This window comes from Streptomyces sp. NPDC001157 (genome assembly GCF_053598255.1).
The window spans coordinates 121862-146201 of record NZ_JBSFJW010000010.1; the positions used below are offsets into that span (position 1 = coordinate 121862).

Sequence of the window (24340 nt, forward strand, 5' to 3'; positions counted from 1 at the left end):
GGATGTGCTCCAGTTTGATCAACTCAGTGAGCGCTGCGGTGGCAATGCCCCCCAGTGGGCTCGCCCGACCAGGTTGACGATCTTGCCGTCCGGGTCACGCAGCCAAGTTCACCCCAGATGCGTCGCCGCAAACATCCGAAGCACCGCCGGAAGCACCACCACCGACGGGCCCGGCGCCGCCAGTGCCTTCGCCAGGTCAGCCTCCAGGGTCTCCGGCGACGTACGCACCCCCGGCACCCCGAACGACTCCGCCAGCGCCACATAGTCCGGCCGGGTCAGCTCCGTCGCCGTCGCCTCGCCGAAGGTGTCCGTCATGTACTCGCGCAGGATGCCGTAGCCGCCGTCGTCGACGATCAGCCAGGTGACGTTCAGGTCGTACTGCTTCGCCGTCGCCAGCTCAGCGATCGAGTACAGCGCACCACCGTCCCCCGACACCGCCAGCACCGGACGCGTCGGGTCCGCCGCCGCCGCTCCCAGGGCCGCCGGGAAGCCGTAGCCGAGGCCGCCGGCGCCCTGGGCGGAGTGCAGGAGGTTGGGGCCCTTGGCGTCGAAGGCCGACCAGGCCCAGTAGGCGAGGATGGTCATGTCCCAGAAGGACGGGGAGTCGGCGGGCAGCGCCCGGCGGACGGATGCCAACACGTCCTGTTCCAGGGTGAGTTCCTGGGAGGCGATGCGTTCGGCCACCTTGCCCAGCACCTCACGCACGCGCTCGGCGGCGCCTGCGTCCTCCCGCTCCTCCACCGTCTCCAGCAACGCCTGCAACGCCAGTCGCGCATCCGCGTGGATCCCCAGCGCCGGGTGGTTGGACTCCAGCTTGCCGAGGTCCGCCTCGATCTGGACGACCCGGCCGCGGGGCTTGAACGTGTGGTAGTTGGAGGAGAGTTCGCCCAGGCCCGAGCCGACGACCAGGAGTACGTCCGCGTCCTGAAGGAAGTCCGTCGTGTGGCGGTCCTCGATCCAGGACTGGAGGGAGAGGGGGTGCTCCCAGGGGAAGGCTCCCTTGCCGCCCGGCGTCGTGACCACCGGCGCCTGCAAGGCCTCCGCCAGCTGCCGCAGTTTGCCCGAGGCGTCCGCCCGTACCACTCCCCCGCCCGCGATGATCGCCGGGCGGGCGGCGCGGGACAGCAGGTCGGCGGCCACGGCCGTCAGTTCGGGGCGCGGCGGCAGGTCCTCCGGAAACGCGTCACCGCCCGTCACCACCGGGATCTGCGTCGGCGCCAGCAGGACGTCCTGAGGGATCTCCACCCACACCGGTCCGTGCGGGGCGGACAGAGCCGACTTCCAGGCCGCCGCGATCGCGGACGGGATCTGGGACTGGGTGCGGACCGTGTGGACCGACTTGACCACGCCCCGGAACGAGGCCGCCTGGTCCGGGAGTTCATGCAGATAGCCGTGCCTGCCGCCGCCCAGCCCCGCCGTCGGGATCTGGCTGCTGATCGCCAGCACGGGCGCCGAGGCCGCGGCCGCCTCCTGCAGCGCGGCCAGGGACGTCAGCGCACCCGGCCCGGTCGACAGCAGCAGCGGTGCCGCCTCGCCCGTGATCCGGCCGTACGCGTCCGCCGCGAACCCCGCGTTGTTCTCCACCCGCAGGCCGATGTACCGCAGGTCGGACCGGCGCAGCGCGTCGAACATGCCCAGCGCGTGCTGGCCGGGCAGACCGAAGACCGTCGTCGCGCCCAGCCCGGCCAGCGTCTCCACGACCAGGTCTCCGCCGTTGCGTCCGGGAGGAGGGTTCAGAGCGGCGGAAATCTGCGCCGGGGTCGGGCGGAGTTCCAGGTCGTGGTCGTGGGTCATTTGCCCTCGTTCTCCTCGCGGGCCTCGGCGATCTGGCGGGACATGATCGTGGTCAGTTCGTACGCCGTGTGGGACGCGGCCACCGACGTGATCTCCGCGTGATCGTACGCGGGCGCCACCTCGACGACGTCCGCCGAGACCAGGTTGCAGGACGCCAGGCCGCGCAGGATCTCCAGCAGCTCTCGGGAGGTCATGCCGCCCGCCTCCGGCGTCCCCGTGCCCGGTGCATGGGCCGGGTCCAGGCAGTCGATGTCGATCGAGATGTACAGCGGGCGGTCGCCGATGCGCTGCCGCAGCTGGTCGGCGACCTCGTCGGCGCCCCGGCGGTAGATGTCCGCCGACGTGACGATGCCGAAGCCCATCTTCTCGTCGTCGGTGAGGTCCTGCTTGCCGTAGAGAGGGCCGCGCGTGCCCACGTGCGAGAGCGCGGACGTGTCGAGGATGCCCTCCTCCACGGCCCGCCGGAACGGCGTTCCGTGCGTGTACTCGGCGCCGAAGTACGTGTCCCAGGTGTCGAGGTGCGCGTCGAAGTGGAGCAGGGCGACCGGGCCGTGCTTCTTCGCCACCGAGCGCAGGAGGGGGAGCGCGATGGTGTGGTCGCCGCCCAGGGTCATCAGGCGTGCGCCCGTGCCCAGCAGTTCGTCCGCCGCCGCCTCGACGGTCTCCACGGCCTCGTTGATGTTGAACGGGTTCACGGCGATGTCCCCGCCGTCCGCCACCTGCGCCAGCGCGAAGGGGGACGCGTCCTGCGCCGGGTTGTACGGCCGCAGCAGCCGGGACGCCTCGCGGATCGCGTTGCCGCCGAAGCGGGCGCCCGGCCGGTACGAGACGCCCGAGTCGAACGGCACGCCCACGACCGCGACGTCCGCACGGCCGACCTCGTCGAGGCGGGGCAGCCGGGCGAAGGTCGCGGGTCCGGCGTACCGAGGGATACGGGAGGAGTCGACGGGGCCGCGGGGCGTCTCGTTGCTGCTCATGGAGTAATGCCTTCTTTCCTACGCTTCGTCGCGTATGGAGTGATAAGTACTGCTTCTTGTACGACTCTACTGGGGAGCCGGGACCGGTTCGGACGCGAGTTCGGAGGACGGCCCCGCGAGGCGCTCGCGCCAGGTGGAGAGGACAACCTCGTCCGTGGGCTTCGTCCCCAGGGAGACCGCCACATATGCGACGAGGGACGACAGAAGGCCGTAGTAGACGGGCTCGTTGGCGAGGATTCCGTAGCCGGCCATCAGGCCGATGACCGCGAGGCCGCCGACGATCACCGAGGCGAGGGCGCCCTGCACGGTGCCGCGCTTCCACAGCAGCCCGCCGAGGATCGGCACCAGGAGCCCGCCGACCAGCAGGTTGTACGCCACCGTCAGCGCCTCGACGACGTTGTTGAGCGCGATCGCCGTGCCGATCACGGCGAGGCCCATGATCAGGATGAAGGCACGGTTGCCCTTCACCTCGTCGTGCTCGCCGTCGGACTTCCGTACGGCTCCCCGCAGCCGCGACCAGATGTCGTTGTTGGCCACGGTCGCACAGGCGATCAGCGCGCCGGACGAGGTCGACATCACGGCGGCCAGGGCGGCGGCCAGCACCAACCCCCGTACACCGACCGGGAGTTCGTCCTTGACGATGGTCGCGAAGGCGTCGTCCGGGCTGCCCAGCTTCGGGTACAGCACCTTGGCGGCCGTACCGATGACGGCGCCCGCGAGGGCGTACGCGAGACAGTAGGTGCCCGCGACCGTGCCGCCCCACTTCGCCGTCGTGTCGCTGCGGGCGGTGAAGACGCGCTGCCAGATGTCCTGCCCGATGAGCATGCCGAACGTATAGATCAGGACATAGGTGAAGATCGTCTCGCCGCCGATGCCCAGCGGGTCGAAGTACGACGTCGGCAGCTTGGCCTTCATCTCGGAGAAGCCGCCCGCCTTGACGACCGCGATCGGCAGCAGGAGCAGCAGCACGCCGATGGTCTTCACCACGAACTGCACCATGTCGGTGAGCGTGATCGACCACATGCCGCCGAGCGTCGAGTACGCGACGACGATCGAGCCGCCGAGGACGATCGCGACGGTGCGGTTCATGTCGAAGAGGACATCGAAGATCGTGGCGTAGGCGATGGTGGAGGTCACCGCGAGCATCAGGGTGTACGCCCACATGACGACGCCCGAGATGACGCCCGCGCGGCCGCCGTACCGGAGGTCCAGCATCTCGGAGACGGTGTAGACCTTCAGGCGGGCGATGCGGGCGGAGAAGAAGACGGACAGCGCGAGCAGCCCGAGGCCGATGGTGAAGACCATCCAGGCACCGGAGAGGCCGTACCGGTAGCCGAGGCCGACGCCGCCGATGGTGGACGCGCCGCCGAGGACGATCGCGGCCATGGTGCCGGAGTACATCGCGGGGCCGAGGCGGCGCCCGGCGACCAGGAACTCGCTCTTGGACCTGGCGCGGCGCATGCCCCACCAGCCCATGGCCAGCATTCCGGCCAGATAGACGACGATCACTGTGTAGTCGATGGCCACGGGGCCCTCCTTCGCTCGGTCTCGCCGGCGGGTGATGAGCACTGACACTAGGTGGCCGAAAAGCGACTGCGAAGTGTACGTTTCATCCATTCGAGCCGTACGAGGTGGAGGGAGCGCACACCGTGCCGGATCCCGCCGTTCCCGCCACGCCACCCACGCCTCCTGTGCCCCTCTCGGCACTCCTGGCCCGCGAGGACCTGGCCCTGCGGCAGATCGCCGGGCCCGCCGACCCGGGCATCGTCATCCACTGGGCACACACTTCGGAGATGGCCGACCCGTACCCGTATCTGCTGGGCGGGGAGCTGCTGCTGACGGCCGGGGTCCATGTTCCGGAGGCCGCAGGCTCCGGCACCTACTTCGACGACTACGTGTCGAGGATCGTCGCGGCGGGCGGCGCGGCCCTCGGCTTCGGCCTGGCTCCCGTGCACGACACGGTGCCGCGCGCCCTGGTGGCGGCGTGCGAAGCGCACGAGCTGCCGCTCGTCGAGGTCCCTGAGCAGACCACGTTCTCCGGTATCGCCCGCGCCGTCTGGCAGCTGATGGCCCAGGCCCGCCTCGCCGAACTGCGCCGGGTGACGGAGGCCCAGCAGAGCCTCGCGGCGGCGGCCTCCCGCCCGGACCCGGTGGCGTCGGTGCTGCGGCAGCTGGCCCAGCGGGTGGGCGGCCGGGCGGTGCTGTACGGGCCGGAGGGGGCGGAGATCGCCTCCGTGGGGCGTCCGGTGGAGGCCGGCGTCCGGGAGGCCCTGGCCCAGCTCGCGCAGGTCGTACGCCCCTCCGGTCCAGGGACGCCCACCTCCGCCACCGACACGGCCGCCGGCACCCACCTCGCCGCGTACGCCCTCGGTGCCGGGCAGGGCTTCGCGCTCGGGGTCGCGGCACCGCAGCGGGAACCCGGCGATCACACCATCGCCTCCGTAGCCGCGGTCCTGCTCTCCCTCCTCACCGGCGAGCACCAGAGCGGCACCGGGGCGGCACGGTCGTCCGCACTGGTACGGCTGCTGCTGGGGACGCCGCCGGCCGACGTCGCCGCTCTCCTCGGTCCCGGCCCGTGGCTGGTGGTGCACGCGCGCCCGGATGCGCAGGCGCCCGACCCGGTGGCCGCGTCGGCGCTGGGCGCGGCCCTCGGGTCGCCGCTGGTCGACCTGGCGGACGACGTCGTACGGGTCCTGGTGCCCGCCGACCGCGAACCGGCCGCACAGCAGGGCTGGACGCTGGGCGTCAGTGCCGCCTCGACCCCGTCCGGGTGGCCGTCCGCCGACACACAGGCCGCCCGCGCGCTGGCCCGCGCCCGCGCCACCCGCACGCCTCTGGTCCGGCACGGCGACCGGGCGGGACTCGCCGACCTGGTGCCGTCCGACGAGGCCGCGGCCCACGCCCGTACGCTCCTCGCCCCGATCGCGGGCACCCCCGCGCTGACCGAGACCCTGCGCACCTGGCTGTCCCTGCACGGCAGTTGGGACCGTACGGCCGTCGCCCTGTCCGTCCACCGCAACACGGTCCGCCAGCGCATCGCCCGCTGCGCCGCGCTCCTCGACACGGACCTGGACGACCCGGACGTACGCATGGAGTTGTGGTTCGCGCTGCGGCAGCAGTAGATACGACGGCGACAGGTACGGCGGCCATAGGTACTCAGGCCCATGTCCCTGAGTACGTGACGCGCGTCCCAGCGCGCCGGACGCCAGGGAATCGCACAGTCGCCTGCCTCACAATGGGTTGCATGCCGATACCCGGGACACCCAGCCGCGCCGAGCTCGTCGAGCACCTCGTGAAGACCCGCATCGCGGGCGACGTCGCCACCCCGCGCGAGAACAACCTCTCCCACTACCGCCAGCTCGCGAACGGCGTCCGCAACTTCTGGCTCGGCCTGGAACTCGGCGACCGGTGGACCGACGAGCAGGATGTGCTCGCGGTGATGGCGGAGCGGGTGGGCGTGAACGACGATCCCGAGTACCGGTACGGCCAGGACACCATCGACCCGGAGCTGACGGTGGGCGGTCTGGAGCGGATGGCGGCCCGGCTGCGCAAGGCGGCCGAAGGGCGGCAGCGGGTGCTGTTCGCGACCGGCCACCCGGGCGGCCTGCTCGACGTGCACCGCGCCACGGCCGCCGCGCTGCGCGCAGCCGGCTGCGAGATCGTGGTGATCCCGGAGGGGCTGCAGACCGAAGAGGGATACGTGTGGCAGCTCGCGGACGTGGCGGTCCTGGAGCACGGCGCCACCCTGTGGCACACGCACTCCGGCGAGCCGATGAAGGCCATCCTCACCGCCCTTGAGGAGGAGGGCCGCCCACTTCCGGACCTGGTGGTCGCCGACCACGGCTGGGCGGGCTACGCCGGCCAGCACGGCGTCGACTCCGTCGGCTACGCCGACTGCAACGACCCGGCACTCTTCCTCGCCGAGGCCGAGGGCACCGTACAGGTGACGGTCCCCCTCGACGACCATGTACCGAGCCCGCGCCACTACGACCCGATGACGGCGTTTCTGCTGGCGGAGGCGGGCCTGTCCTGACGGTCCGCCGGTCCCGTCACCGCGGGACCCGCACCAGCCCTTCCTGGATCACCGAGATGGCCAGCTGCCCGTCCTGCGTGTAGATCCTGGCCTGGCCGAGCCCCCGGCCGCCGTGGCTTGTCGGTGACTCCTGGTCGTAGAGCAGCCATTCGTCGGCGCGGAAGGGCCGGTGGAACCACATGGCGTGGTCGAGCGAGGCTCCGACCACGTCGCCCACGGCCCAGCCGCCCCGGCCGTGCGCGAGCAGCACCGAGTCGAGGAGCGTCATGTCCGAGACATAGGTGGCGAGGACGACGTGCAGCAGGGGGTCGTCGTCGAGCTTGCCGTTGGTGCGGAACCACACCTGGGAGTGCGGCTCGCGCGGCTCGCCGAACCTCCCGTACGGCGGCTCCTCGACGTAGCGCAGATCGACGGCCTCGCGCGCCTCCAGGAACTTCTCCACGACCTCGGGCGCGATGTGGTCGTAGCCGCGCAGCCGCTCCTGGGAGGTGGGCAGCGTGGCCGGGTCGGGCGCGGGCGGCATCGAGGTCTGGTGGTCGAGGCCGTCCTCGTGGACCTGGAAGGACGCCGACAGTGCGAAGATCGGCCTGCCGTGCTGGACCGCGATCGCCCGGCGGGTGGTGAAGGAGCGGCCGTCACGGATGCGTTCGACCGTGTACACGATGGGCGCGCCCGGGTCTCCCGGCCGCAGGAAGTACGCGTGCAGGGAGTGGGCGTGCCGGTCCGCGGGGACCGTGCGCCCCGCGGCGACCAGCGCCTGGGCCGCGACCTGTCCGCCGAAGACGCGGGGGACGACGGCGGACCGGGACTGGCCGCGGAAGATGTTCTCCTCGATCTGCTCCAGGTCGAGCAGATCGAGGAGACCCTGTAGTGCCTGGCTCATGGCAGACAGTTGTACCCGCCAGTGATTTCTCGGGGTTTCCTGGGCCTTACAGGCCCATGTCCTTGGCGATGATCGACTTCATGATCTCGCTGGTGCCGCCGTAGATGCGGTTGACGCGGTTGTCCGCGTACAGGCGGGCGATCGGGTACTCGTTCATGAAGCCGTAGCCGCCGTGCAGCTGGAGGCAGCGGTCGATCACGCGGTGCGCGACCTCGGTGCAGAACAGCTTGGCGCTGGCGGCCTCGGCGGGCGTCAGCTCACCGGCGTCGAGGGCCTCCAGGGCTCGGTCGGCGACGGCCTCGGCGGCGTCCACCTCGGCCTGGCAGGCGGCCAGCTCGAACTTGGTGTTCTGGAAGGACGCGACGGGCTTGCCGAAGACGGTGCGCTCCTGGACGTACTCCTTGGCGAACCGGACCGCGGCCTTGGCCTGCGCGTAGGCACCGAAGGCGATGCCCCAGCGCTCGGAGGCGAGGTTGTGGCCGAGGTAGTAGAAGCCCTTGTTCTCCTCGCCGAGCAGGTCCTCGACGGGCACCTTGACGTCGACGAAGGCGAGCTCGGCGGTGTCGGAGGTCTTCAGGCCGAGCTTGTCGAGCTTGCGGCCGATGGAGTAGCCCTCGGACTTGGTGTCCACGGCGAACAGGGAGATGCCGAAGCGGCGGTCCTCGGCGGTGGGCGCGGAGGTGCGGGCGCAGACGATCACGCGGTCGGCGTGGACGCCGCCGGTGATGAAGGTCTTGGCGCCGTTGAGGACGTAGTGCGTGCCGTCCTCGCTCAGCTTGGCGGTGGTCTTCATGCCCGCGAGGTCGGAGCCGGTGCCCGGCTCAGTCATCGCCAGGGCCCACATCTCCTCGCCGGAGACGAACTTCGGCAGGAAGCGCTTCTTCTGCTCGTCGCTGGCGAGCATCTTGATGTACGGCAGGCCGAGCAGCACGTGCACGCCGGAGCCGCCGAACTGGACACCGGCTCGGGCGGTCTCCTCGTACATCACGGCCTCGAACTTGTACGAGTCGATGCCGGCGCCGCCGTACTCCTCGTCCACGCGGATGCCGAAGATGCCGAGCTCGGCGAGCTTGTAGTAGAAGTCGCGCGGCGCCTGGCCCGCGGCGAACCACTCGTCGTAGACGGGGACGACCTCGGCCTCGATGAAGGCCCGGAGGGTCTCCCGGAACGCCTCGTGGTCCTCGTTGAACACCGTACGGCGCACTCCCGCCACCTCCACCTGGTCTTTGAGTCCGTGTCTAAGCGCTTGCTCAGACACCAAAGTACCGGCGGGTAAGGAGAGGCGTCCAGAGGCGATCCCGTAACGCTCGTCACTCCGCCCCGGCCGCCGCGAAGGCGCCCCGCGCCATCCGGTGCAGCAGCTCCGCCGTCGCCCCGCGGCCCGGGAGGGAACCCGGGCGGCCCAGGTGCGGGGTCGAGTTCAGGAGGCCGAAGACCGAGTGCACGGCGGAGCGGGCGGCGGGTTCCGCGATGCCCGGATAGACCTCCCTCAGCACCTCCACCCACAGCTCGACGTACTGCCGCTGCAACTGCCGCACCAGCTTGCGGTCGCTGTCCCGGAGGCGGTCCAGCTCGCGGTCGTGCAGGGTGATCAGGGGGCGGTCGTCGAGCGCGAAGTCGATGTGCCCCTCGATGAGCGAGTCGAGGACCGCGTCCGCGGGACCCCCGTCCGCCTCCGCCAGGCGCCGCTTGGCGCCGGTCAGCAGCTGGCCGCTGATCCCCACCAGCAGCTCGGCGAGCATCGCGTCCTTGCCCGCGAAGTGGCGGTAGAGGCCGGGGCCGCTGATGCCGACGGCGGCACCTATCTCGTCGACTCCGACCCCGTGGAAACCGCGCTCGGCGAACAGCCGCGCGGCCTCCTTGAGGATCTGCTCGCGGCGGGTGGGGGCGTCGGTTCTGGTGGCCATGGAAGCAATTCTAGACAGGGAGGTTAGCGGTCGTTAACCTAAAGGAAATGGTTAACGCTCATTAACAGTCGACCACTGGGTGAGGGGACCGCAGGATGCACGAGGCACCGGAGCTGACGAGCGCGGCAGATCCCGCGTCGGAGGCCTGGCGGGCCAACGAGGCGGCGCACCGCGCGCTCGTCGAGGAGCTGCGCGGCAAGCTGGCCGCGGCGCGGCTCGGCGGCGGCGAGAAGGCGCGGGCCAGGCACACCGCGCGCGGGAAGCTGCTGCCGAGGGACCGGGTGGACACACTGCTCGACCCGGGCTCACCGTTCCTGGAGCTGGCTCCCCTGGCCGCCGACGGGATGTACGACGGGGCCGCACCGGCCGCCGGGGTCATCGCGGGCATCGGGCGGGTCAGTGGGCGCGAGTGCGTGGTCGTCGCCAACGACGCCACCGTCAAGGGCGGCACGTACTACCCGATGACGGTGAAGAAACACCTGCGCGCCCAGGAGGTGGCCCTGGAGAACCGCCTGCCGTGCATCTACCTGGTCGACTCCGGGGGCGCTTTCCTGCCCATGCAGGACGAGGTCTTCCCGGACCGTGAGCACTTCGGGCGGATCTTCTACAACCAGGCCCGGATGTCCGGGGCGGGGATTCCGCAGATCGCCGCGGTCCTCGGGTCGTGCACGGCCGGCGGGGCGTACGTCCCGGCCATGAGCGACGAGGCCGTGATCGTCCGCAACCAGGGCACGATCTTCCTGGGCGGCCCGCCCCTGGTGAAGGCGGCCACCGGTGAAGTGGTGACCGCCGAGGAGCTCGGCGGCGGCGAGGTGCACTCCCGGGTCTCCGGCGTGACGGACCACCTGGCGGAGGACGACGCGCACGCGCTCAGGATCGTGCGGAACATCGCCGCCACGCTCCCCGCGCGCGGGCCGCTGCCCTGGGAGGTCGCGACGGCCGCGGAGCCCAAGGTGGATCCGTACGGCCTGTACGGCGCGGTGCCGGTCGATCCCCGCACCCCGTACGACGTCCGCGAGGTCATCGCGCGCGTGGTCGACGGCTCCCGTTTCGCCGAGTTCAAGGCGGAGTTCGGGCAGACCCTGGTCACCGGCTTCGCCCGGATCCACGGCCATCCGGTCGGGATCGTCGCCAACAACGGCATTCTGTTCTCCGAGTCCGCCCAGAAGGGTGCCCACTTCATCGAGCTGTGCGACCAGCGCGGGATCCCGCTGGTGTTCCTGCAGAACATCTCCGGCTTCATGGTCGGCAAGGACTACGAGGCGGGCGGCATCGCCAAGCACGGCGCCAAGATGGTCACCGCCGTGGCCTGCACGCGCGTGCCGAAGCTGACCGTGGTGGTCGGCGGCTCGTACGGCGCGGGCAACTACTCGATGTGCGGCCGGGCGTACTCCCCCCGCTTCCTGTGGATGTGGCCCGGGGCCAAGATCTCCGTCATGGGCGGCGAGCAGGCCGCATCCGTCCTCGCGACCGTCAAGCGGGACCAGCTGGAGGCCCGGGGCGAGGAGTGGCCGACGGAGGACGAGGAGGCGTTCAAGGCGCCGATCCGACAGCAGTACGAGCGCCAGGGCAACGCCTACTACGCCACCGCCCGGCTCTGGGACGACGGCGTGATCGACCCGTTGGAGACCCGCCAGGTGCTGGGTCTCGCGCTGACCGCCTGTGCCAACGCGCCGCTGGGTGAGCCCCAGTTCGGCGTCTTCCGGATGTGAGGAGGGGACCCATGTTCGACACAGTGCTTGTGGCCAACCGGGGCGAGATCGCCGTCCGCGTGATCCGTACGCTCCGCTCGCTGGGCGTGCGCTCGGTGGCCGTCTTCTCCGACGCCGACGCCGACGCACGGCACGTCCGCGAGGCCGACACGGCGGTACGGATCGGTCCGGCGCCCGCTGCCGAGAGCTATCTGTCGGTTCAGCGGCTGCTGGAGGCCGCCGCCCGCACCGGCGCCCAGGCCGTCCACCCCGGTTACGGCTTCCTCGCGGAGAACGCCGACTTCGCGCGCGCTTGCGCCGACGCAGGGCTGGTGTTCATCGGCCCGCCCGCGGACGCCATCTCCCTCATGGGCGACAAGATCCGCGCCAAGGAGACGGTGCAGGCGGCCGGTGTGCCGGTCGTGCCCGGGTCCAGCGGCAGCGGACTCTCCGACGACCGACTCGCCGACGCCGCCCGGGAGATCGGGATGCCGGTGCTGCTGAAGCCGTCGGCCGGCGGTGGCGGCAAGGGCATGCGGCTGGTGCGGGACGCGAAGCGGCTGGCGGACGAGATCGCCGCCGCCCGCCGCGAGGCCCGCGCCTCCTTCGGCGACGACACGCTCCTCGTGGAGCGCTGGGTGGACCGGCCCCGGCACATCGAGATCCAGGTCCTGGCGGACGGCCACGGGAACGTGGTGCACCTCGGCGAGCGCGAGTGCTCGCTGCAGCGCCGGCACCAGAAGATCATCGAGGAGGCGCCGAGCGTGCTCCTCGACGAGGAGACCCGGGCCGCGATGGGCGAGGCGGCGGTCCAGGCCGCCCGTTCGTGCGGGTATCGCGGCGCGGGCACGGTGGAGTTCATCGTGCCGGGCGGGGACCCGTCCTCGTACTACTTCATGGAAATGAACACCCGGCTCCAGGTCGAGCACCCGGTCACCGAGCTCGTCACCGGCCTCGACCTGGTGGAGTGGCAGCTGCGGGTGGCGGCGGGCGAGCAACTGCCGTACAAGCAGGGCGACATCACGCTGACCGGGCATGCGATCGAGGCACGCGTGTGTGCCGAGGACCCTGCCCGCGGATTCCTCCCCTCCGGCGGCACCGTACTGCGACTGCGCGAACCGCAGGGCGACGGCATCCGCACCGACTCCGGGCTCAGCGAGGGCACGGAGGTCGGTTCGCTCTACGACCCGATGCTGTCCAAGGTGATCGCGTACGGGCCGGACCGGGAGACGGCGATCCGCAAGCTGCGGGCCGCCCTCGCGGAGACGGTGACGCTGGGCGTGCAGACCAACGCCGGGTTCCTGCGGCGGCTGTTGGCCCATCCGGCGGTCGTCGCGGGCGAGTTGGACACCGGTCTTGTGGAGCGGGAGGTGGACGGCCTCGTCTCCGCGGACGTGCCGGAGGAGGTGTACGAGGCGGCGGCGGCCGTACGGCTGGAAGCCCTGGAGCCTCGCGGGGAAGGCTGGACCGACCCGTTCTCGGTGCCGAGCGGCTGGCGGCTGGGCGGGACGCCGAAGCCCGTCGGGTTCCACCTGCGGGTGCAGGACCCCGTGGAGTATGTGCCGCGCGGCAGCCACACCCTCACCGACGACACCGTCTGCGTCACCCTCGACGGTGTCCGCCACACCTTCCACCGCGCCGCCGACTGGATCGGCCGCGACGGCGACGCCTGGCATGTGCGCGACCACGACCCGGTCGCCGCGTCCCTCACGGGCGCACGGCACGCGGGCGCCGACTCGCTCACCGCTCCCATGCCCGGCACGGTCACGGTGGTGAAGGTCGCCGTCGGTGACGAGGTGAGCGCCGGACAGAGCCTGCTGGTCGTCGAGGCGATGAAGATGGAGCACGTCATCTCAGCCCCGCACGCGGGCACGGTCGCCGAACTGGACGTCACTCCGGGCAGCACGGTCGCCATGGACCAGGTGCTCGCCGTCATCACGCCGGTCGAGAACTCGGCGGAGGAGGAGAAATGACGCTGCCCATGGTCGTACCTGCCTCGGACCTGCCCACCCGGGTGCGGATCCACGAGGTCGGCGCCCGCGACGGCCTGCAGAACGAGAAGTCGACGGTGCCGACGGAGGTGAAGGCGGCGTTCGTCCGCCGCCTGGCCGACGCCGGGCTCACGACGATCGAGGCGACGAGCTTCGTGCACCCGAAGTGGGTGCCCCAACTCGCCGACGCGGAACAGCTGTTCCCGATGGTCTCCGACCTGCCCGTGGCTCTCCCGGTGCTGGTGCCCAACCAGCGCGGTCTCGACCGGGCCCTCGCGCTCGGCGCCCGCCGTGTCGCCGTCTTCGCCAGCGCCACCGAGTCCTTCGCGAAGGCCAACCTCAACCGCACGGTCGACGAGTCGCTGGCCGTGTTCGACCCGGTGGTGAAGCACGCCAAGGGCGAGGGTGCGCATGTGCGCGGCTATGTCTCGATGTGCTTCGGCGACCCCTGGGAGGGCGCGGTCCCGCTCCACCAGGTCGTACGCGTCTGCAAGGCCCTGCTGGACATGGGCTGCGACGAGCTGAGCCTGGGCGACACGATCGGAGTGGCGACTCCGGGTCACGTACAGGCGCTGCTGAGCGAACTGGACGTCCCCGTCGAGAAGGTGGGCGTGCACTTCCACGACACCTACGGCCAGGCCCTCGCCAACACCCTGGCCGCCCTCCAGCACGGCGTCACCACCGTCGACGCCTCCGCCGGCGGCCTCGGCGGCTGCCCGTACGCCAAGTCCGCCACCGGCAATCTCGCCACCGAAGACCTCGTGTGGATGCTTCAGGGTCTCGGCATCGACACCGGAGTCGACCTCGGCCGTCTCGTCGCCACCAGCGTGTGGATGGCCGAACAACTGGGCCGACCCAGCCCGTCCCGCACCGTCCGAGCCCTCTCCCACCAGGAGCAGTGATCACAGCCATGGACTACCGACTCTCACCCGAGCTGGAGGAACTCCGCCGCACCGTCGAGGAGTTCGCACACGACGTCGTGGCGCCCAAGATCGGCGAGTTCTACGAGCACCACGAGTTCCCGTACGAGATCGTCCGCGAGATGGGCCGCATGGGCCTGTTCGGGCTGCCGTTCCCCGAGGAGTACGGCGGCATGGGCGGCGACTATCTGGCGCTGGGCGTGGCGCTGGAGGAGCTGGCCCGCGTGGACTCGTCCGTGGCCATCACCCTGGAGGCCGGTGTCTCCCTGGGCGCCATGCCGATTCATCTCTTCGGCACGGAGCAGCAGAAGCAGCAGTGGCTGCCCCGGCTGTGCTCCGGCGAGATCCTCGGCGCCTTCGGCCTCACGGAGCCGGACGGCGGCAGCGACGCCGGGGCCACCCGTACGACGGCCCGTCTCGACGAGTCGACCGGCGAATGGGTGATCAACGGCACCAAGTGCTTCATCACCAACTCGGGTACGGACATCACGGGGCTGGTCACGGTCACGGCGGTGACCGGCCGCAAGCCGGACGGCAAGCCGCTCATCTCCTCGATCATCGTCCCGTCCGGCACCCCGGGCTTCACGGTGGCGGCCCCGTACTCGAAGGTCGGCTGGAACGCCTCGGACACCCGTGAGCTGTCCTTCTCGGACGTCCGCGTCCCGGCGGCCAACCTGCTGGGCGAGAAGGGCCGCGGTTACGCCCAGTTCCTGCGCATCCTCGACGAGGGCCGGATCGCCATCGCGGCTCTCGCGACCGGCCTCGCCCAGGGCTGCGTGGACGAGTCGGTGAAGTACGCGAAGGAGCGCGAGGCCTTCGGGCGTCCCATCGGCGCCAACCAGGCCATCCAGTTCAAGATCGCCGACATGGAGATGAAGGCCCACACCGCCCGTCTGGCCTGGCGCGACGCGGCCGTCCGGCTGGTCAGCGGCGCCCCCTTCAAGAAGGAGGCCGCGCTCGCCAAGCTCTACTCCTCCACGATCGCCGTCGACAACGCGCGCGAGGCCACCCAGATCCACGGCGGCTACGGCTTCATGAACGAGTACCCGGTGGCCCGTATGTGGCGCGACTCCAAGATCCTGGAGATCGGCGAGGGCACCAGCGAGGTCCAACGGATGCTGATCGCACGGGAGTTGGGGCTGGTGGGCTGACGTGGCAGCAGCACTGCGGCGCACAGGCCGCTGACCGGTTCGGGCCCGGAGCGCCCGCCCCCTGGACATCGAGTGAGGTTAGGCTAACCTAATTCGGACGTGTCCGGCGGGCGTTCCGCCCCGTTCGAAAGCAGCCACAGCATGTTCAACGCCAGAGCCACCCACCCGACCCGACGCGGCATCCTCGCCGCGGGCGGCGCCCTCGGCCTCGGGGCCGTGCTCGCGGCCTGCGGCGACGACGACGCGAAGAGCGGCGGCTCCGGCGACGGGACGACCTCCACGGCATCCCCGCCCCCGGCGGACGGCCCCTGGTCCTTCAAGGACGACCGCGGCAAGACGGTCGAGCTCGACGGGATCCCCAAGAACATCGTCGCGTTCACCGGTGTCGCCGCCGCCCTCTACGACTACGGCATCAGCGTCAAGGGCGTGTTCGGCCCGACCAGGACCGCGGACGGCAAGCCCGATGTCCAGGCCGGCGACATGGACATCAGCAAGGTCACGATCCTCGGCAACGTCTGGGACCAGTTCAACGTCGAGAAGTACGCGGCCCTCGCACCCGACGTGCTCATCTCCACGATGTTCGACGACGCCGGCACCCTCTGGTACGTCCCCGAGGCCTCCAAGGACAAGATCGCCAAGCTGGCTCCCAGCGTCGGCATCTCCGTCTACGACCGCCAGCTGACCGAGCCGCTGCAGCGCATGTGGGCGCTCGCGGAGTCGCTCGGCGCGGACATGAAGGCGGCCAAGGCCACCGAGGCGAAGAATAAGTTCGAGGCGGCGGCCGCCCGGCTGCGCAAGGCGGCGAAGGCCAAGCCCGACATCAAGGTGATGGCCGGTTCCGCGAGCGACGCGCTCTTCTACGTCTCCGGCACGAACCTCTCGATCGACCTGGAGTACTTCAAGGCGCTCGGCGTGAACTTCGTCGAGCCACCCGAGCGGGCGAAGGCCAGGGGTGGGGGCTGGTTCGAGTCGCTGAGCTGGGAGAACGTCGACAGGTACAAGGCCGACGTCATCATGATGGACGACCGGTCCTCGACCATTCAGCCGGCTGACATCACCAAGGCGACGTGGAAGAAGCTGCCGGCGGTGAAGGCGGGGCAGGTCATCCCTCGGTCACCCGAGCCGATTCTGTCCTACGACAAGTGCACGCCGCTTCTCACAAACCTCGCTGAGGCGTTGGAGAAGGCGAAGAAGGTCCGCTGAACCTTTGGGCCGTGGGTATGTGCGGGTCCAATGTGGCTGGTCGCGCAGTTCCCCGCGCCCCTTGAGCCTGGTGCACCTGCCCCCACCTACAACCTGACGGCAACTCAGGAGCCCGTATGACCACCGCCGTAGCCGCCCCGTTCCGCTTCTTTTCCCTCCAGGTCCTGCGGACGAGGCGGCTCGGGCCGTCTCTGGTGCGGGTCACCTTCGGTGGGGACGACCTGCGCGCGTTCCGTTCCGACGGACGCGACCAGTCCCTGTCGCTGTTTCTGCCGCATCCCGGCCAGAGCGAGCCCGCGGTACCGTACGACCTCGGCGACGGCTGGTGGCAGGCCTGGCGTGAACTGCCCGACGACGTACGGGCGGTGATGCGCTCGTACACGCTGCGGGCGCTGCGCCGCGAGCCCGACGAGATCGACATCGACTTCGTGCTGCACACCCCGGCCGGCCCCGCCTCGCGATGGGCCGCGAGGGCCGCCGCCGGTGATCGTGTCGTGCTGCTCGGGCCCGCGGTCTCGGACAACCGCGCGATCCGGTTCCGGCCGCCCGCGGACACCGATCTGATGCTGATCTGGGGGGACGAGACCGCCGTTCCGGCCGTGTCGGCGATCCTCGAGTCACTGCCGGCCGGCGCCCGCGCCCGGGTGTGGCTGGAGGTGCACGACGCCGGGGACATCCAGGACCTGGTGACCGAGGCCGACACCGAGATCACCTGGCTGGTCCGGGACGCGCAGGGCGTCGAGGGGTCCCCCATGGCCCTCGACGCCCTGCGCACGACCCAACTCTCCTCCACCGAGCACCCGTACGCCTGGATCGCGGGCGAGAGCGGGAGCGTGAAGCAGCTACGGCGGCACCTCGTCTCGGAGCGCGGCATCGACCGGCGGCGGGTCACCTTCGTCGGCTACTGGCGACAGGGCCTGAGCGAGGAGCAGTTGCGCGAGCAGGAGTGACGGCGGTCACGGGAGGGGCAGGATTGGACCGAAGTGACTTAGGTTAGGCTTACCTAAGTTAACCGGGCCACTTCGTCCCTCTCTCCCGCCCGCACGGACTGTCCCCACCGGAGGACCCCCAATGCGCTCGCACCTGCTCAATGACCTGACCGCGGAGCACTACCGCCGCTCCGTGACCGAAGGAGTCGAGCGGGTGGCGGCCAAACTCGCCACCACAGACCGTCCGTTCACCGGTGTCACCGTCGACGCCCTCGCTCCCCGGATCGATGCCATCGACCTCGACCGGCCGCTGGGCGACTACGACGCGGTCCTGGACGAGCTGGAGGACGTCTACCTCCGTGACGCGGTCTACTTCCACCACCCCCGCTACCTCGCCCACCTCAACTGCCCGGTCGTCATCCCGGCGGTGCTCGGCGAGGCCGTCCTGTCCGCCGTGAACTCCTCCCTGGACACCTGGGACCAGTCGGCCGGCGGCACCCTGATCGAGCGCAAGCTCATCGACTGGACGACCGCCCGTATCGGCCTCGGCCCTGCCGCGGACGGTGTGTTCACCTCCGGCGGCACCCAGTCCAACCTTCAGGCGCTGCTGCTCGCCCGGGAGGAGGCCAAGAGCGACTCCCTGGCGAAGCTGCGCATCTTCACCTCCGAGGTCAGCCACTTCAGCGTGAAGAAGTCCGCGAAACTGCTGGGCCTCGGCCAGGACGCGGTGGTCTCCGTCCCCGTGGACCACGACAAGCGGATGCAGACCGTCGCCCTCGCCCGCGAGCTGGAGCGCTGCCGGAAGGACGACCTGGTCCCCATGGCCGTCGTCGCCACCGCGGGCACCACCGACTTCGGCTCCATCGACCCGCTCCCCGAGATCGCCGAGCTGTGTGCCCAGTTCGACACCTGGCTGCACGTGGACGCGGCGTACGGCTGCGGGCTGCTCGCCTCCCTCAGGCACCGGGACCGTATCGAGGGCATCGAACGTGCCGACTCGGTCACCGTCGACTACCACAAGACCTTCTTCCAGCCGGTGAGTTCGTCCGCCGTGCTGGTGCGGGACGCCTCAACCCTGCGGCACGCGACCTACCACGCCGAGTACCTCAACCCGCGCCGTATGGTCACCGAGCGCATCCCCAACCAGGTCGACAAGTCCCTGCAGACCACCCGTCGCTTCGACGCGCTCAAGCTGTGGATGACGCTGCGCGTGATGGGCGCCGACGGCATCGGTGAACTCTTCGACGAGGTCTGCGCGTTGGCCGCCGAGAGCTGGAAGCTGCTCGCCGCCGACCCGCGCTTCGACGTGGTCGTCCAGCCGTCCCTGTCCACCCTCGTCTTCCGCTACATCCCGGCCGCCGTCACCGACCCGTCGGAGATCGACCGCGCCAACCTCTACGCCCGAAGGGCCCTGTTCGCCTCCGGTGACGCGGTGGTGGCGGGCACCAAGGTGCGCGGCCGCCACTACCTGAAGTTCACCCTGCTCAACCCCGAGACGACGACCGACGACATCGCCGCCGTCCTCGACCTGATAGCCGGCCACGCCGAGCAGTACCTGGGAGAGTCCCTTGACCGCGCGTCCTGAAAGCCCGACCACAACCCATGACTTCGTGGGGATCGGGCTCGGCCCGTTCAACCTCGGCCTGGCGTGTCTGACCGAGCCGATCGCCGAACTCGACGGCGTCTTCCTGGAGTCGAAGCCGGACTTCGAGTGGCACGCGGGCATGTTCCTGGACGGCGCCCACCTCCAGACCCCGTTCCTGTCGGACCTGGTCACCCTCGCCGATCCGACCTCGCCGTACTCCTTCCTCAACTACCTGAAGGAGAAGGGGCGGCTGTACCCGTTCTACATCCGCGAGAACTTCTACCCCCTGCGCGTGGAGTACGACGACTACTGCCGCTGGGCCGCGAACAAACTGACCAGCGTCCGCTTCGGTACGACGGTCACAGAGGTGACGTACGAGAACGGGCACTACCTGGTGCGCACCGACGCCGGGGACATCCACCGCGCCCGCCACCTCGTCCTCGGCACGGGCACCCCGCCGCACATACCGGAGTCCTGCCAGGGCCTGGGCGGCGACTTCATCCACAACTCCCGCTATCTGCAGCACAAGGCAGAGTTGCAGCGCAAGGAGTCGATCACGCTGGTCGGCAGCGGCCAGTCCGCCGCCGAGATCTACCACGACCTGCTCAGCGAGATCGACGTCCACGGCTACCGGCTGAACTGGGTCACCCGCTCCCCGCGCTTCTTCCCGCTGGAATACACCAAGCTCACCCTGGAGATGACCTCCCCGGAGTACATCGACTACTACCGGGAGCTGCCGGAGACCACCCGCTACCGGCTCACGGCCGAGCAGAAGGGCCTGTTCAAGGGCATCGACGGCGACCTGATCAACGGGATCTTCGACCTGCTCTACCAGAAGAACCTCGACGGCCCGGTGCCCACCCGCCTGCTCACCAACTCCGCGCTGAACAGCGCGCGTTACGAGGACGGCACGTACACCCTCTCCTTCCGCCAGGAGGAGCAGGAGAAGGACTACGAGATCGAGTCCGAGGGGCTGATCCTGGCCACCGGCTACAGGTACACCGAGCCGGAGTTCCTGAGGCCCGTACGCGACCGTCTGCTCTACGACTCGCACGGCAACTTCGACGTCGCCCGCAACTACTCCATCGACACCACCGGCCGGGGCGTCTTCCTGCAGAACGCCGGCGTGCACACGCACAGCATCACCAGCCCCGACCTGGGCATGGGCGCCTACCGCAACAGCTACATCATCCGCGAGCTGCTCGGCACGGAGTACTACCCGGTCGAGAAGACCATCGCGTTCCAGGAGTTCACCGCATGAGCCCCACGACCTTCGCCTTCCGCCCCCTGGACCCGCTGACCGACGCCGAACTGCTGCACACCTGGGTCACCCACCCCAAGGCCGCGTTCTGGATGATGCAGGACGCGAAACTGGAGGACGTCGAGCGCGCCTACATGGAGATCGCGGCCGACGAGCACCATCACGCGCTGCTCGGGCTCGGCAGGGACGGCGAACCCGCCTTCCTGATGGAGTACTACGACCCCGCCCACCGCGAACTCGTCGGTCTCTACGAGCCGCTGCCGGGCGACATCGGCATGCACTTCCTGACCCCGGCCACGGACACGCCCGTCCACGGCTTCACCCGGTCCGTGATCACCGCCGTGATGGCGCGCCTCTTCGAGGACCCGGCGGTACGGCGCGTGGTCGTCGAGCCGGACGTCTCCAACACGGCCGTCCACGCCCTGAACGAGGCCGTCGGCTTTGAACCCGAACGAGAGATCGAGAAGCCGGAGAAGAGGGCGTTGCTGAGCTTCTGCACACGCGAGCAGTTCGAGAACGCGGTGGTGCCCGCATGACCCTCGCCGACACCGTCGCCCACCTCTCCCCCGAACGCTGGGAGCAGGCCAACCGCCTCCTGGTCCGCAAGGCCCTCGCCGAGTTCGCGCACGAGCGCCTGATCACTCCGGAAGCCACCGACGCAAACGGGTACGTCGTCCGCAGCGACGACGGTCTGACCCGCTACCGCTTCACCGCCACGCGCCGCGCCCTCGACCACTGGCAGATCGACGCCGACTCGATCACCCGCCACCGCGATGGCACCGAACTCCCCCTCGTAGCCCTGGACTTCGTCATCGAGCTGAGGACGGCGCTGGGCCTGAGCGACGAGATCCTCCCGGTCTACCTGGAGGAGATCTCCTCCACCCTCTCCGGCACCTGCTACAAGCTCACCAAGCCGCAGATCCCGGCCGCCGAGCTGGCGCGCTCCGGCTTCCAGGCCGTCGAGACCGGTATGACCGAGGGCCACCCCTGCTTCGTCGCCAACAACGGACGGCTCGGCTTCGGCATCCACGAGTACCTGTCGTACGCCCCCGAGACCGCGAGCCCGGTCCGTCTGGTGTGGCTGGCCGCGCACAGGTCGCGCGCCGCCTTCACCGCGGGTGCCGGGATCGAGTACGAGACCTTCGTACGGGAGGAGCTGGGCGAGCAGACCGTCGAGCGGTTCCACGGCATCCTGCGCGAGCAGGACCTGGACCCCGCCGACTACCTCCTCATCCCCGTCCACCCCTGGCAGTGGTGGAACAAGCTCACCGTCACCTTCGCCGCCGAGGTCGCCCGCAGGCATCTGGTGTGCCTGGGCGAGGGCGACGACGAGTACCTGGCCCAGCAGTCCATCCGGACCTTCTTCAACAGCTCGCACCCCGAGAAGCACTATGTGAAGACGGCCCTGTCGGTCCTCAACATGGGCTTCATGCGCGGACTGTCGGCCGCCTACATGGAGGCCACCCCGGCCATCAACGACTGGCTGGCCCAGCTCATCGAGGGCGACCCGGTGTTGAAGTCCACCGGCCTGTCGATCATCCGCGAGCGGGCCGCCGTCGGCTACCGGCACCTGGAGTACGAGAAGGCGACGGACCGCTACTCCCCGTACCGCAAGATGCTCGCGGCCCTGTGGCGCGAGAGCCCGGTCCCCGGACTCCGGGACGGCGAGTCGCTCGCCACCATGGCCTGTCTCCTCCATGTCGACCACGAGGGCGCGTCCGTCGCGGGCGCCCTGATCGAGCAGTCGGGCCTGGCACCGACGGAGTGGCTGCGGCACTACCTGCGGGCGTACTTCACGCCCCTCCTGCACAGCTTCTACGCCTACGACCTGGTCTACATGCCGCACGGCGAGAACGTGATCCTGGTCCTGAAGGACGGGGTCGTGCAGCGCGCGATCTACAAGGACATCGCCGAGGAGATCGCCGTCATGGACCCGGACGCGGTCCTGCCGCCGGCGGTCGAGCGGCTGCGCGTGGACGTCCCGGAGGACAAGAAACTCCTGTCGATCCTCACGGACGTCTTCGACTGCTTCTTCCGCTTCCTCGCCGCGAACCTCGCCGCCGAGGGCATCCTGGCGGAGGACGACTTCTGGCGGACGGTCGCGGAGGTGATCCGCGAGTACCAGGCCTCGGTGCCCGAACTCGCCGAGAAGTTCGAGCAGTACGACATGTTCGCTCCGGAGTTCGCCCTGTCCTGCCTCAACCGGCTCCAGCTGCGCAACAACCGGCAGATGGTCGACCTGGCGGATCCGTCAGGCGCCCTTCAACTGGTCGGAACCCTCAAAAACCCCGTCGCGGGGTTCTGATCAAGACGGACGGGCACCCCCCGGAGTACGGTCCTCCGGGGGGTGCCCGTCACTCCCTCAGGGGCGCGGGGAACTGCGCGACCAGCCCCCACCGACCCGCAGGCGCATCACTGCGCGGAAGCCCAAGGCACCTGCGGCGACCGGTAATAGCCAATCCCCAGCGCATCCCACCGCGCAGCCTGCGCAGCAACCCGCACCTTGTAGGCGTCCCAGTCATGCGTCGCCGCCGGCGACCAGCCCAGCTCGGCCGCCCCCGCGAGCCGCGGGAACACCATGGAGTCGATGTCGGCGTCCGTCACGATGGTCTCGGTCCACAGCGGGGCCTCGACGCCCTGGATCGCCGAACCGGGCGCCCCGGCAAGGTAGTTGCCCGGATCCCAGTCGTACGACCGCTTCACCTCCACCAGCCCGGCCCAGTCCTGCCCGAGCGGGGTGTCCTCGGTGTACTTCATGTCGAGATAGAGCCGGTCCGCCGGCGACAGAATCAGCCCGGTCCCGTTCTGCGCGGCCTTCACGACCTGCGCCTTCTCCGCCGCGTCGGTGTCGTCCAGACCCCAGTACTGGGCCAGGGCCCCCTTCGCCGGGTGCGCGCCCGTGATCTGGTGCCAGGCGATCACCGTCTTGCCGTACTTGGCGACCACCGGCTGCACCCGGTCCATGAACTTCACATAGTCCTCGTGGCTGGTGGAGTGCGCCTCGTCGCCGCCGATGTGGAGGTAGCGGCCCGGGGTGATCGCGGCCAGTTCGCGGATGACGTCGTCCACGAAGTCGTACGTGACGTCCTTGCCGACGCACAGCGAGCTGAAGCCGACGTCGGTGCCGGTGTAGAGCGGGGGCGCCGTGCCGTTGCAGTTCAGGCCGGCGTACGAGGCGAGGGCCGCGTTGGTGTGGCCCGGCATGTCGATCTCAGGGACGACCTCCAAATAGCGGGAGGCGGCGTACCGGACGATCTCCTGGTAGTCGGCCTTGGTGTAGTAACCGCCCTGGCCGCCGCCCACCTCCGTGGAGCCGCCGTAGGTCGCGAGCCGCGGCCAGGAGTCGATGGCGATGCGCCAGCCCTGGTCGTCGCTGAGGTGCAGATGCAGTTTGTTGATCTTGTACAGCGCCAACTCGTCCACGTATCGCTTGACTTGGGCCACGGTGAAGAAGTGCCGGGAGACGTCGAGCATCGCGCCGCGGTAGGCGTAGCGCGGGCTGTCCTTGATCGTGCCGCCCGCCACCAGCCACGGTCCGGGCTCTACGGACTTCTTCTCCACTGTGGGCGGCAGGAGCTGGCGCAGGGTCTGGACGCCGTGGAAGAGACCGGCGGGCTCGGTGGCGGTGATGGTGATGCCGCCGTCCCCGCTGTCCAGTCGGTAGCCCTCCGCCCCGAGCCCGCCCTTCGTCTTCGGCTCCAGCCGCAGTTGGATGCCGCCGCGGCCCCAGTGGACCAGGGGCAGCCGGTAGCCGGTCGACGGGCGCAGGATGTCCGCGAGGTACTCGCCGATCCGGCGCACCCGCGGGGAGTCGTCGACGCGGATGGCGGTGGCGCCGGTGATGCGGTACGGGGAGCCCCAGGGCTTGACCGACGCGGGGGCCGGGACCACCCGGCCGAGCGGGGTCGGGCTCGCTTTCGTCGGCATGGTCGCTCCTACCGAGAAAGTGCCGGCCGCCGCCACGAGCAAAAGCGACACCAGAACGCGGTGCAGTCTCACATGCGCTCCCTCCGAT

General features: G+C 70.1%; 19 protein-coding genes. 12 read left to right on the forward strand and 7 right to left on the reverse strand.

Going from position 1 to position 24340, the window contains the following annotated elements; translation table 11 throughout:
* Window positions 1-108: 108 nt before the first annotated feature.
* The 3 genes from ACWDAG_RS20170 to ACWDAG_RS20180 all read right to left on the reverse strand — a co-directional run bounded on the left by ACWDAG_RS20170 (window position 109) and on the right by ACWDAG_RS20180 (window position 4298).
* On the reverse strand, window positions 109-1794 hold the full coding sequence (locus ACWDAG_RS20170) for a thiamine pyrophosphate-binding protein (RefSeq protein ID WP_450696950.1): 1686 nt from the start codon (window positions 1792-1794) through the stop codon (window positions 109-111).
* A complete protein-coding gene (gene speB / locus ACWDAG_RS20175; RefSeq protein WP_450696951.1) occupies window positions 1791-2771 on the reverse strand; it encodes an agmatinase in 981 nt (326 codons plus the stop codon). Before speB ends, ACWDAG_RS20170 begins: the two co-directional genes overlap by 4 nt.
* Window positions 2772-2837: 66 nt before the next feature.
* On the reverse strand, window positions 2838-4298 hold the full coding sequence (locus ACWDAG_RS20180; protein WP_450696952.1) for a sodium:solute symporter: 1461 nt from the start codon (window positions 4296-4298) through the stop codon (window positions 2838-2840).
* Between the two features lie 122 nt (window positions 4299-4420).
* Here ACWDAG_RS20180 and ACWDAG_RS20185 point away from each other — a divergent pair, with 122 nt between their 5' ends.
* Both ACWDAG_RS20185 and ACWDAG_RS20190 read left to right on the forward strand, forming a co-directional pair.
* A complete protein-coding gene (locus tag ACWDAG_RS20185) occupies window positions 4421-5893 on the forward strand; it encodes a PucR family transcriptional regulator ligand-binding domain-containing protein (RefSeq protein WP_450696953.1) in 1473 nt (490 codons plus the stop codon).
* A 122-nt stretch (window positions 5894-6015) separates the two neighbouring features.
* Window positions 6016-6804, forward strand: a complete 789-nt coding sequence (locus ACWDAG_RS20190; protein WP_450696954.1) for a phosphatase — start codon at window positions 6016-6018, stop codon at window positions 6802-6804.
* 16 nt (window positions 6805-6820) lie between these two features.
* Here ACWDAG_RS20190 and ACWDAG_RS20195 read toward each other — a convergent pair whose 3' ends face one another.
* The 3 genes from ACWDAG_RS20195 to ACWDAG_RS20205 form a co-directional block, all read right to left on the reverse strand.
* A complete protein-coding gene (locus ACWDAG_RS20195; protein WP_450696955.1) occupies window positions 6821-7687 on the reverse strand; it encodes an acyl-CoA thioesterase in 867 nt (288 codons plus the stop codon).
* Window positions 7688-7733: 46 nt separating this feature from the next.
* On the reverse strand, window positions 7734-8891 hold the full coding sequence (locus ACWDAG_RS20200) for an acyl-CoA dehydrogenase family protein (RefSeq protein WP_099929076.1): 1158 nt from the start codon (window positions 8889-8891) through the stop codon (window positions 7734-7736).
* A gap of 106 nt (window positions 8892-8997) precedes the next feature.
* Window positions 8998-9594, reverse strand: a complete 597-nt coding sequence (locus ACWDAG_RS20205) for an SACE_7040 family transcriptional regulator (protein WP_266955508.1) — start codon at window positions 9592-9594, stop codon at window positions 8998-9000.
* Window positions 9595-9689: 95 nt separating this feature from the next.
* Here ACWDAG_RS20205 and ACWDAG_RS20210 point away from each other — a divergent pair, with 95 nt between their 5' ends.
* The 10 genes from ACWDAG_RS20210 (at window position 9690) to ACWDAG_RS20255 (ending at window position 22630) form a co-directional block, all read left to right on the forward strand.
* Entirely contained in the window at window positions 9690-11306 is a 1617-nt protein-coding gene (locus tag ACWDAG_RS20210; RefSeq protein ID WP_450696956.1) for a carboxyl transferase domain-containing protein, read from the forward strand.
* Window positions 11307-11317: 11 nt separating this feature from the next.
* Window positions 11318-13258: an acetyl/propionyl/methylcrotonyl-CoA carboxylase subunit alpha gene (locus ACWDAG_RS20215; RefSeq protein WP_450696957.1), complete on the forward strand. Its 1941-nt coding sequence runs from the start codon at window positions 11318-11320 to the stop codon at window positions 13256-13258.
* The gene (locus tag ACWDAG_RS20220) at window positions 13255-14178 is read left to right on the forward strand and encodes a hydroxymethylglutaryl-CoA lyase (RefSeq protein ID WP_450696958.1); all 924 of its coding nucleotides are present in this window, start codon (window positions 13255-13257) and stop codon (window positions 14176-14178) included. The genes ACWDAG_RS20215 and ACWDAG_RS20220 overlap by 4 nt, the downstream gene beginning before the upstream one ends.
* Window positions 14179-14186: 8 nt before the next feature.
* Window positions 14187-15347 carry an acyl-CoA dehydrogenase family protein gene (locus ACWDAG_RS20225; RefSeq protein WP_450696959.1) on the forward strand — a complete coding sequence of 387 codons (1161 nt, stop codon included), beginning with the start codon at window positions 14187-14189 and terminating at the stop codon, window positions 15345-15347.
* A gap of 141 nt (window positions 15348-15488) precedes the next feature.
* Entirely contained in the window at window positions 15489-16550 is a 1062-nt protein-coding gene (locus ACWDAG_RS20230; protein ID WP_450696960.1) for an ABC transporter substrate-binding protein, read from the forward strand.
* Window positions 16551-16666: 116 nt separating this feature from the next.
* The gene (locus tag ACWDAG_RS20235) at window positions 16667-17500 is read left to right on the forward strand and encodes a siderophore-interacting protein (RefSeq protein ID WP_450696961.1); all 834 of its coding nucleotides are present in this window, start codon (window positions 16667-16669) and stop codon (window positions 17498-17500) included.
* Window positions 17501-17621: 121 nt separating this feature from the next.
* Entirely contained in the window at window positions 17622-19064 is a 1443-nt protein-coding gene (desA, locus tag ACWDAG_RS20240) for a lysine decarboxylase DesA (RefSeq protein ID WP_450696962.1), read from the forward strand.
* On the forward strand, window positions 19048-20325 hold the full coding sequence (locus tag ACWDAG_RS20245; protein ID WP_450696963.1) for a lysine N(6)-hydroxylase/L-ornithine N(5)-oxygenase family protein: 1278 nt from the start codon (window positions 19048-19050) through the stop codon (window positions 20323-20325). Before desA ends, ACWDAG_RS20245 begins: the two co-directional genes overlap by 17 nt.
* Window positions 20322-20861, forward strand: coding sequence for a GNAT family N-acetyltransferase (locus ACWDAG_RS20250; protein WP_450696964.1), 540 nt, complete (start codon window positions 20322-20324; stop codon window positions 20859-20861). Before ACWDAG_RS20245 ends, ACWDAG_RS20250 begins: the two co-directional genes overlap by 4 nt.
* A complete protein-coding gene (locus ACWDAG_RS20255; protein ID WP_450696965.1) occupies window positions 20858-22630 on the forward strand; it encodes an IucA/IucC family protein in 1773 nt (590 codons plus the stop codon). Before ACWDAG_RS20250 ends, ACWDAG_RS20255 begins: the two co-directional genes overlap by 4 nt.
* Window positions 22631-22737: 107 nt before the next feature.
* Here ACWDAG_RS20255 and ACWDAG_RS20260 read toward each other — a convergent pair whose 3' ends face one another.
* Window positions 22738-24252 (reverse strand): beta-N-acetylhexosaminidase, encoded by a 1515-nt coding sequence (locus ACWDAG_RS20260; RefSeq protein ID WP_450696966.1) that lies wholly within the window; start codon window positions 24250-24252, stop codon window positions 22738-22740.
* Window positions 24253-24340: the final 88 nt, after the last annotated feature.

Bases quoted from the DNA above. Each gene is read 5' to 3' on its own strand.
- ACWDAG_RS20170 (WP_450696950.1), bottom strand. From the start codon at position 1,794: ATGACCCACGACCACGACCTGGAACTCCGCCCGACCCCGGCGCAGATT.
- speB (WP_450696951.1), bottom strand. From the start codon at position 2,771: ATGAGCAGCAACGAGACGCCCCGCGGCCCCGTCGACTCCTCCCGTATC.
- ACWDAG_RS20190 (WP_450696954.1), top strand. From the start codon at position 6,016: ATGCCGATACCCGGGACACCCAGCCGCGCCGAGCTCGTCGAGCACCTC.
- ACWDAG_RS20195 (WP_450696955.1), bottom strand. From the start codon at position 7,687: ATGAGCCAGGCACTACAGGGTCTCCTCGATCTGCTCGACCTGGAGCAG.
- ACWDAG_RS20205 (WP_266955508.1), bottom strand. From the start codon at position 9,594: ATGGCCACCAGAACCGACGCCCCCACCCGCCGCGAGCAGATCCTCAAG.
- ACWDAG_RS20210 (WP_450696956.1), top strand. From the start codon at position 9,690: ATGCACGAGGCACCGGAGCTGACGAGCGCGGCAGATCCCGCGTCGGAG.
- ACWDAG_RS20215 (WP_450696957.1), top strand. From the start codon at position 11,318: ATGTTCGACACAGTGCTTGTGGCCAACCGGGGCGAGATCGCCGTCCGC.
- ACWDAG_RS20220 (WP_450696958.1), top strand. From the start codon at position 13,255: ATGACGCTGCCCATGGTCGTACCTGCCTCGGACCTGCCCACCCGGGTG.
- ACWDAG_RS20225 (WP_450696959.1), top strand. From the start codon at position 14,187: ATGGACTACCGACTCTCACCCGAGCTGGAGGAACTCCGCCGCACCGTC.
- ACWDAG_RS20230 (WP_450696960.1), top strand. From the start codon at position 15,489: ATGTTCAACGCCAGAGCCACCCACCCGACCCGACGCGGCATCCTCGCC.
- ACWDAG_RS20235 (WP_450696961.1), top strand. From the start codon at position 16,667: ATGACCACCGCCGTAGCCGCCCCGTTCCGCTTCTTTTCCCTCCAGGTC.
- desA (WP_450696962.1), top strand. From the start codon at position 17,622: ATGCGCTCGCACCTGCTCAATGACCTGACCGCGGAGCACTACCGCCGC.
- ACWDAG_RS20250 (WP_450696964.1), top strand. From the start codon at position 20,322: ATGAGCCCCACGACCTTCGCCTTCCGCCCCCTGGACCCGCTGACCGAC.
- ACWDAG_RS20255 (WP_450696965.1), top strand. From the start codon at position 20,858: ATGACCCTCGCCGACACCGTCGCCCACCTCTCCCCCGAACGCTGGGAG.
- ACWDAG_RS20260 (WP_450696966.1), bottom strand. From the start codon at position 24,252: ATGCCGACGAAAGCGAGCCCGACCCCGCTCGGCCGGGTGGTCCCGGCC.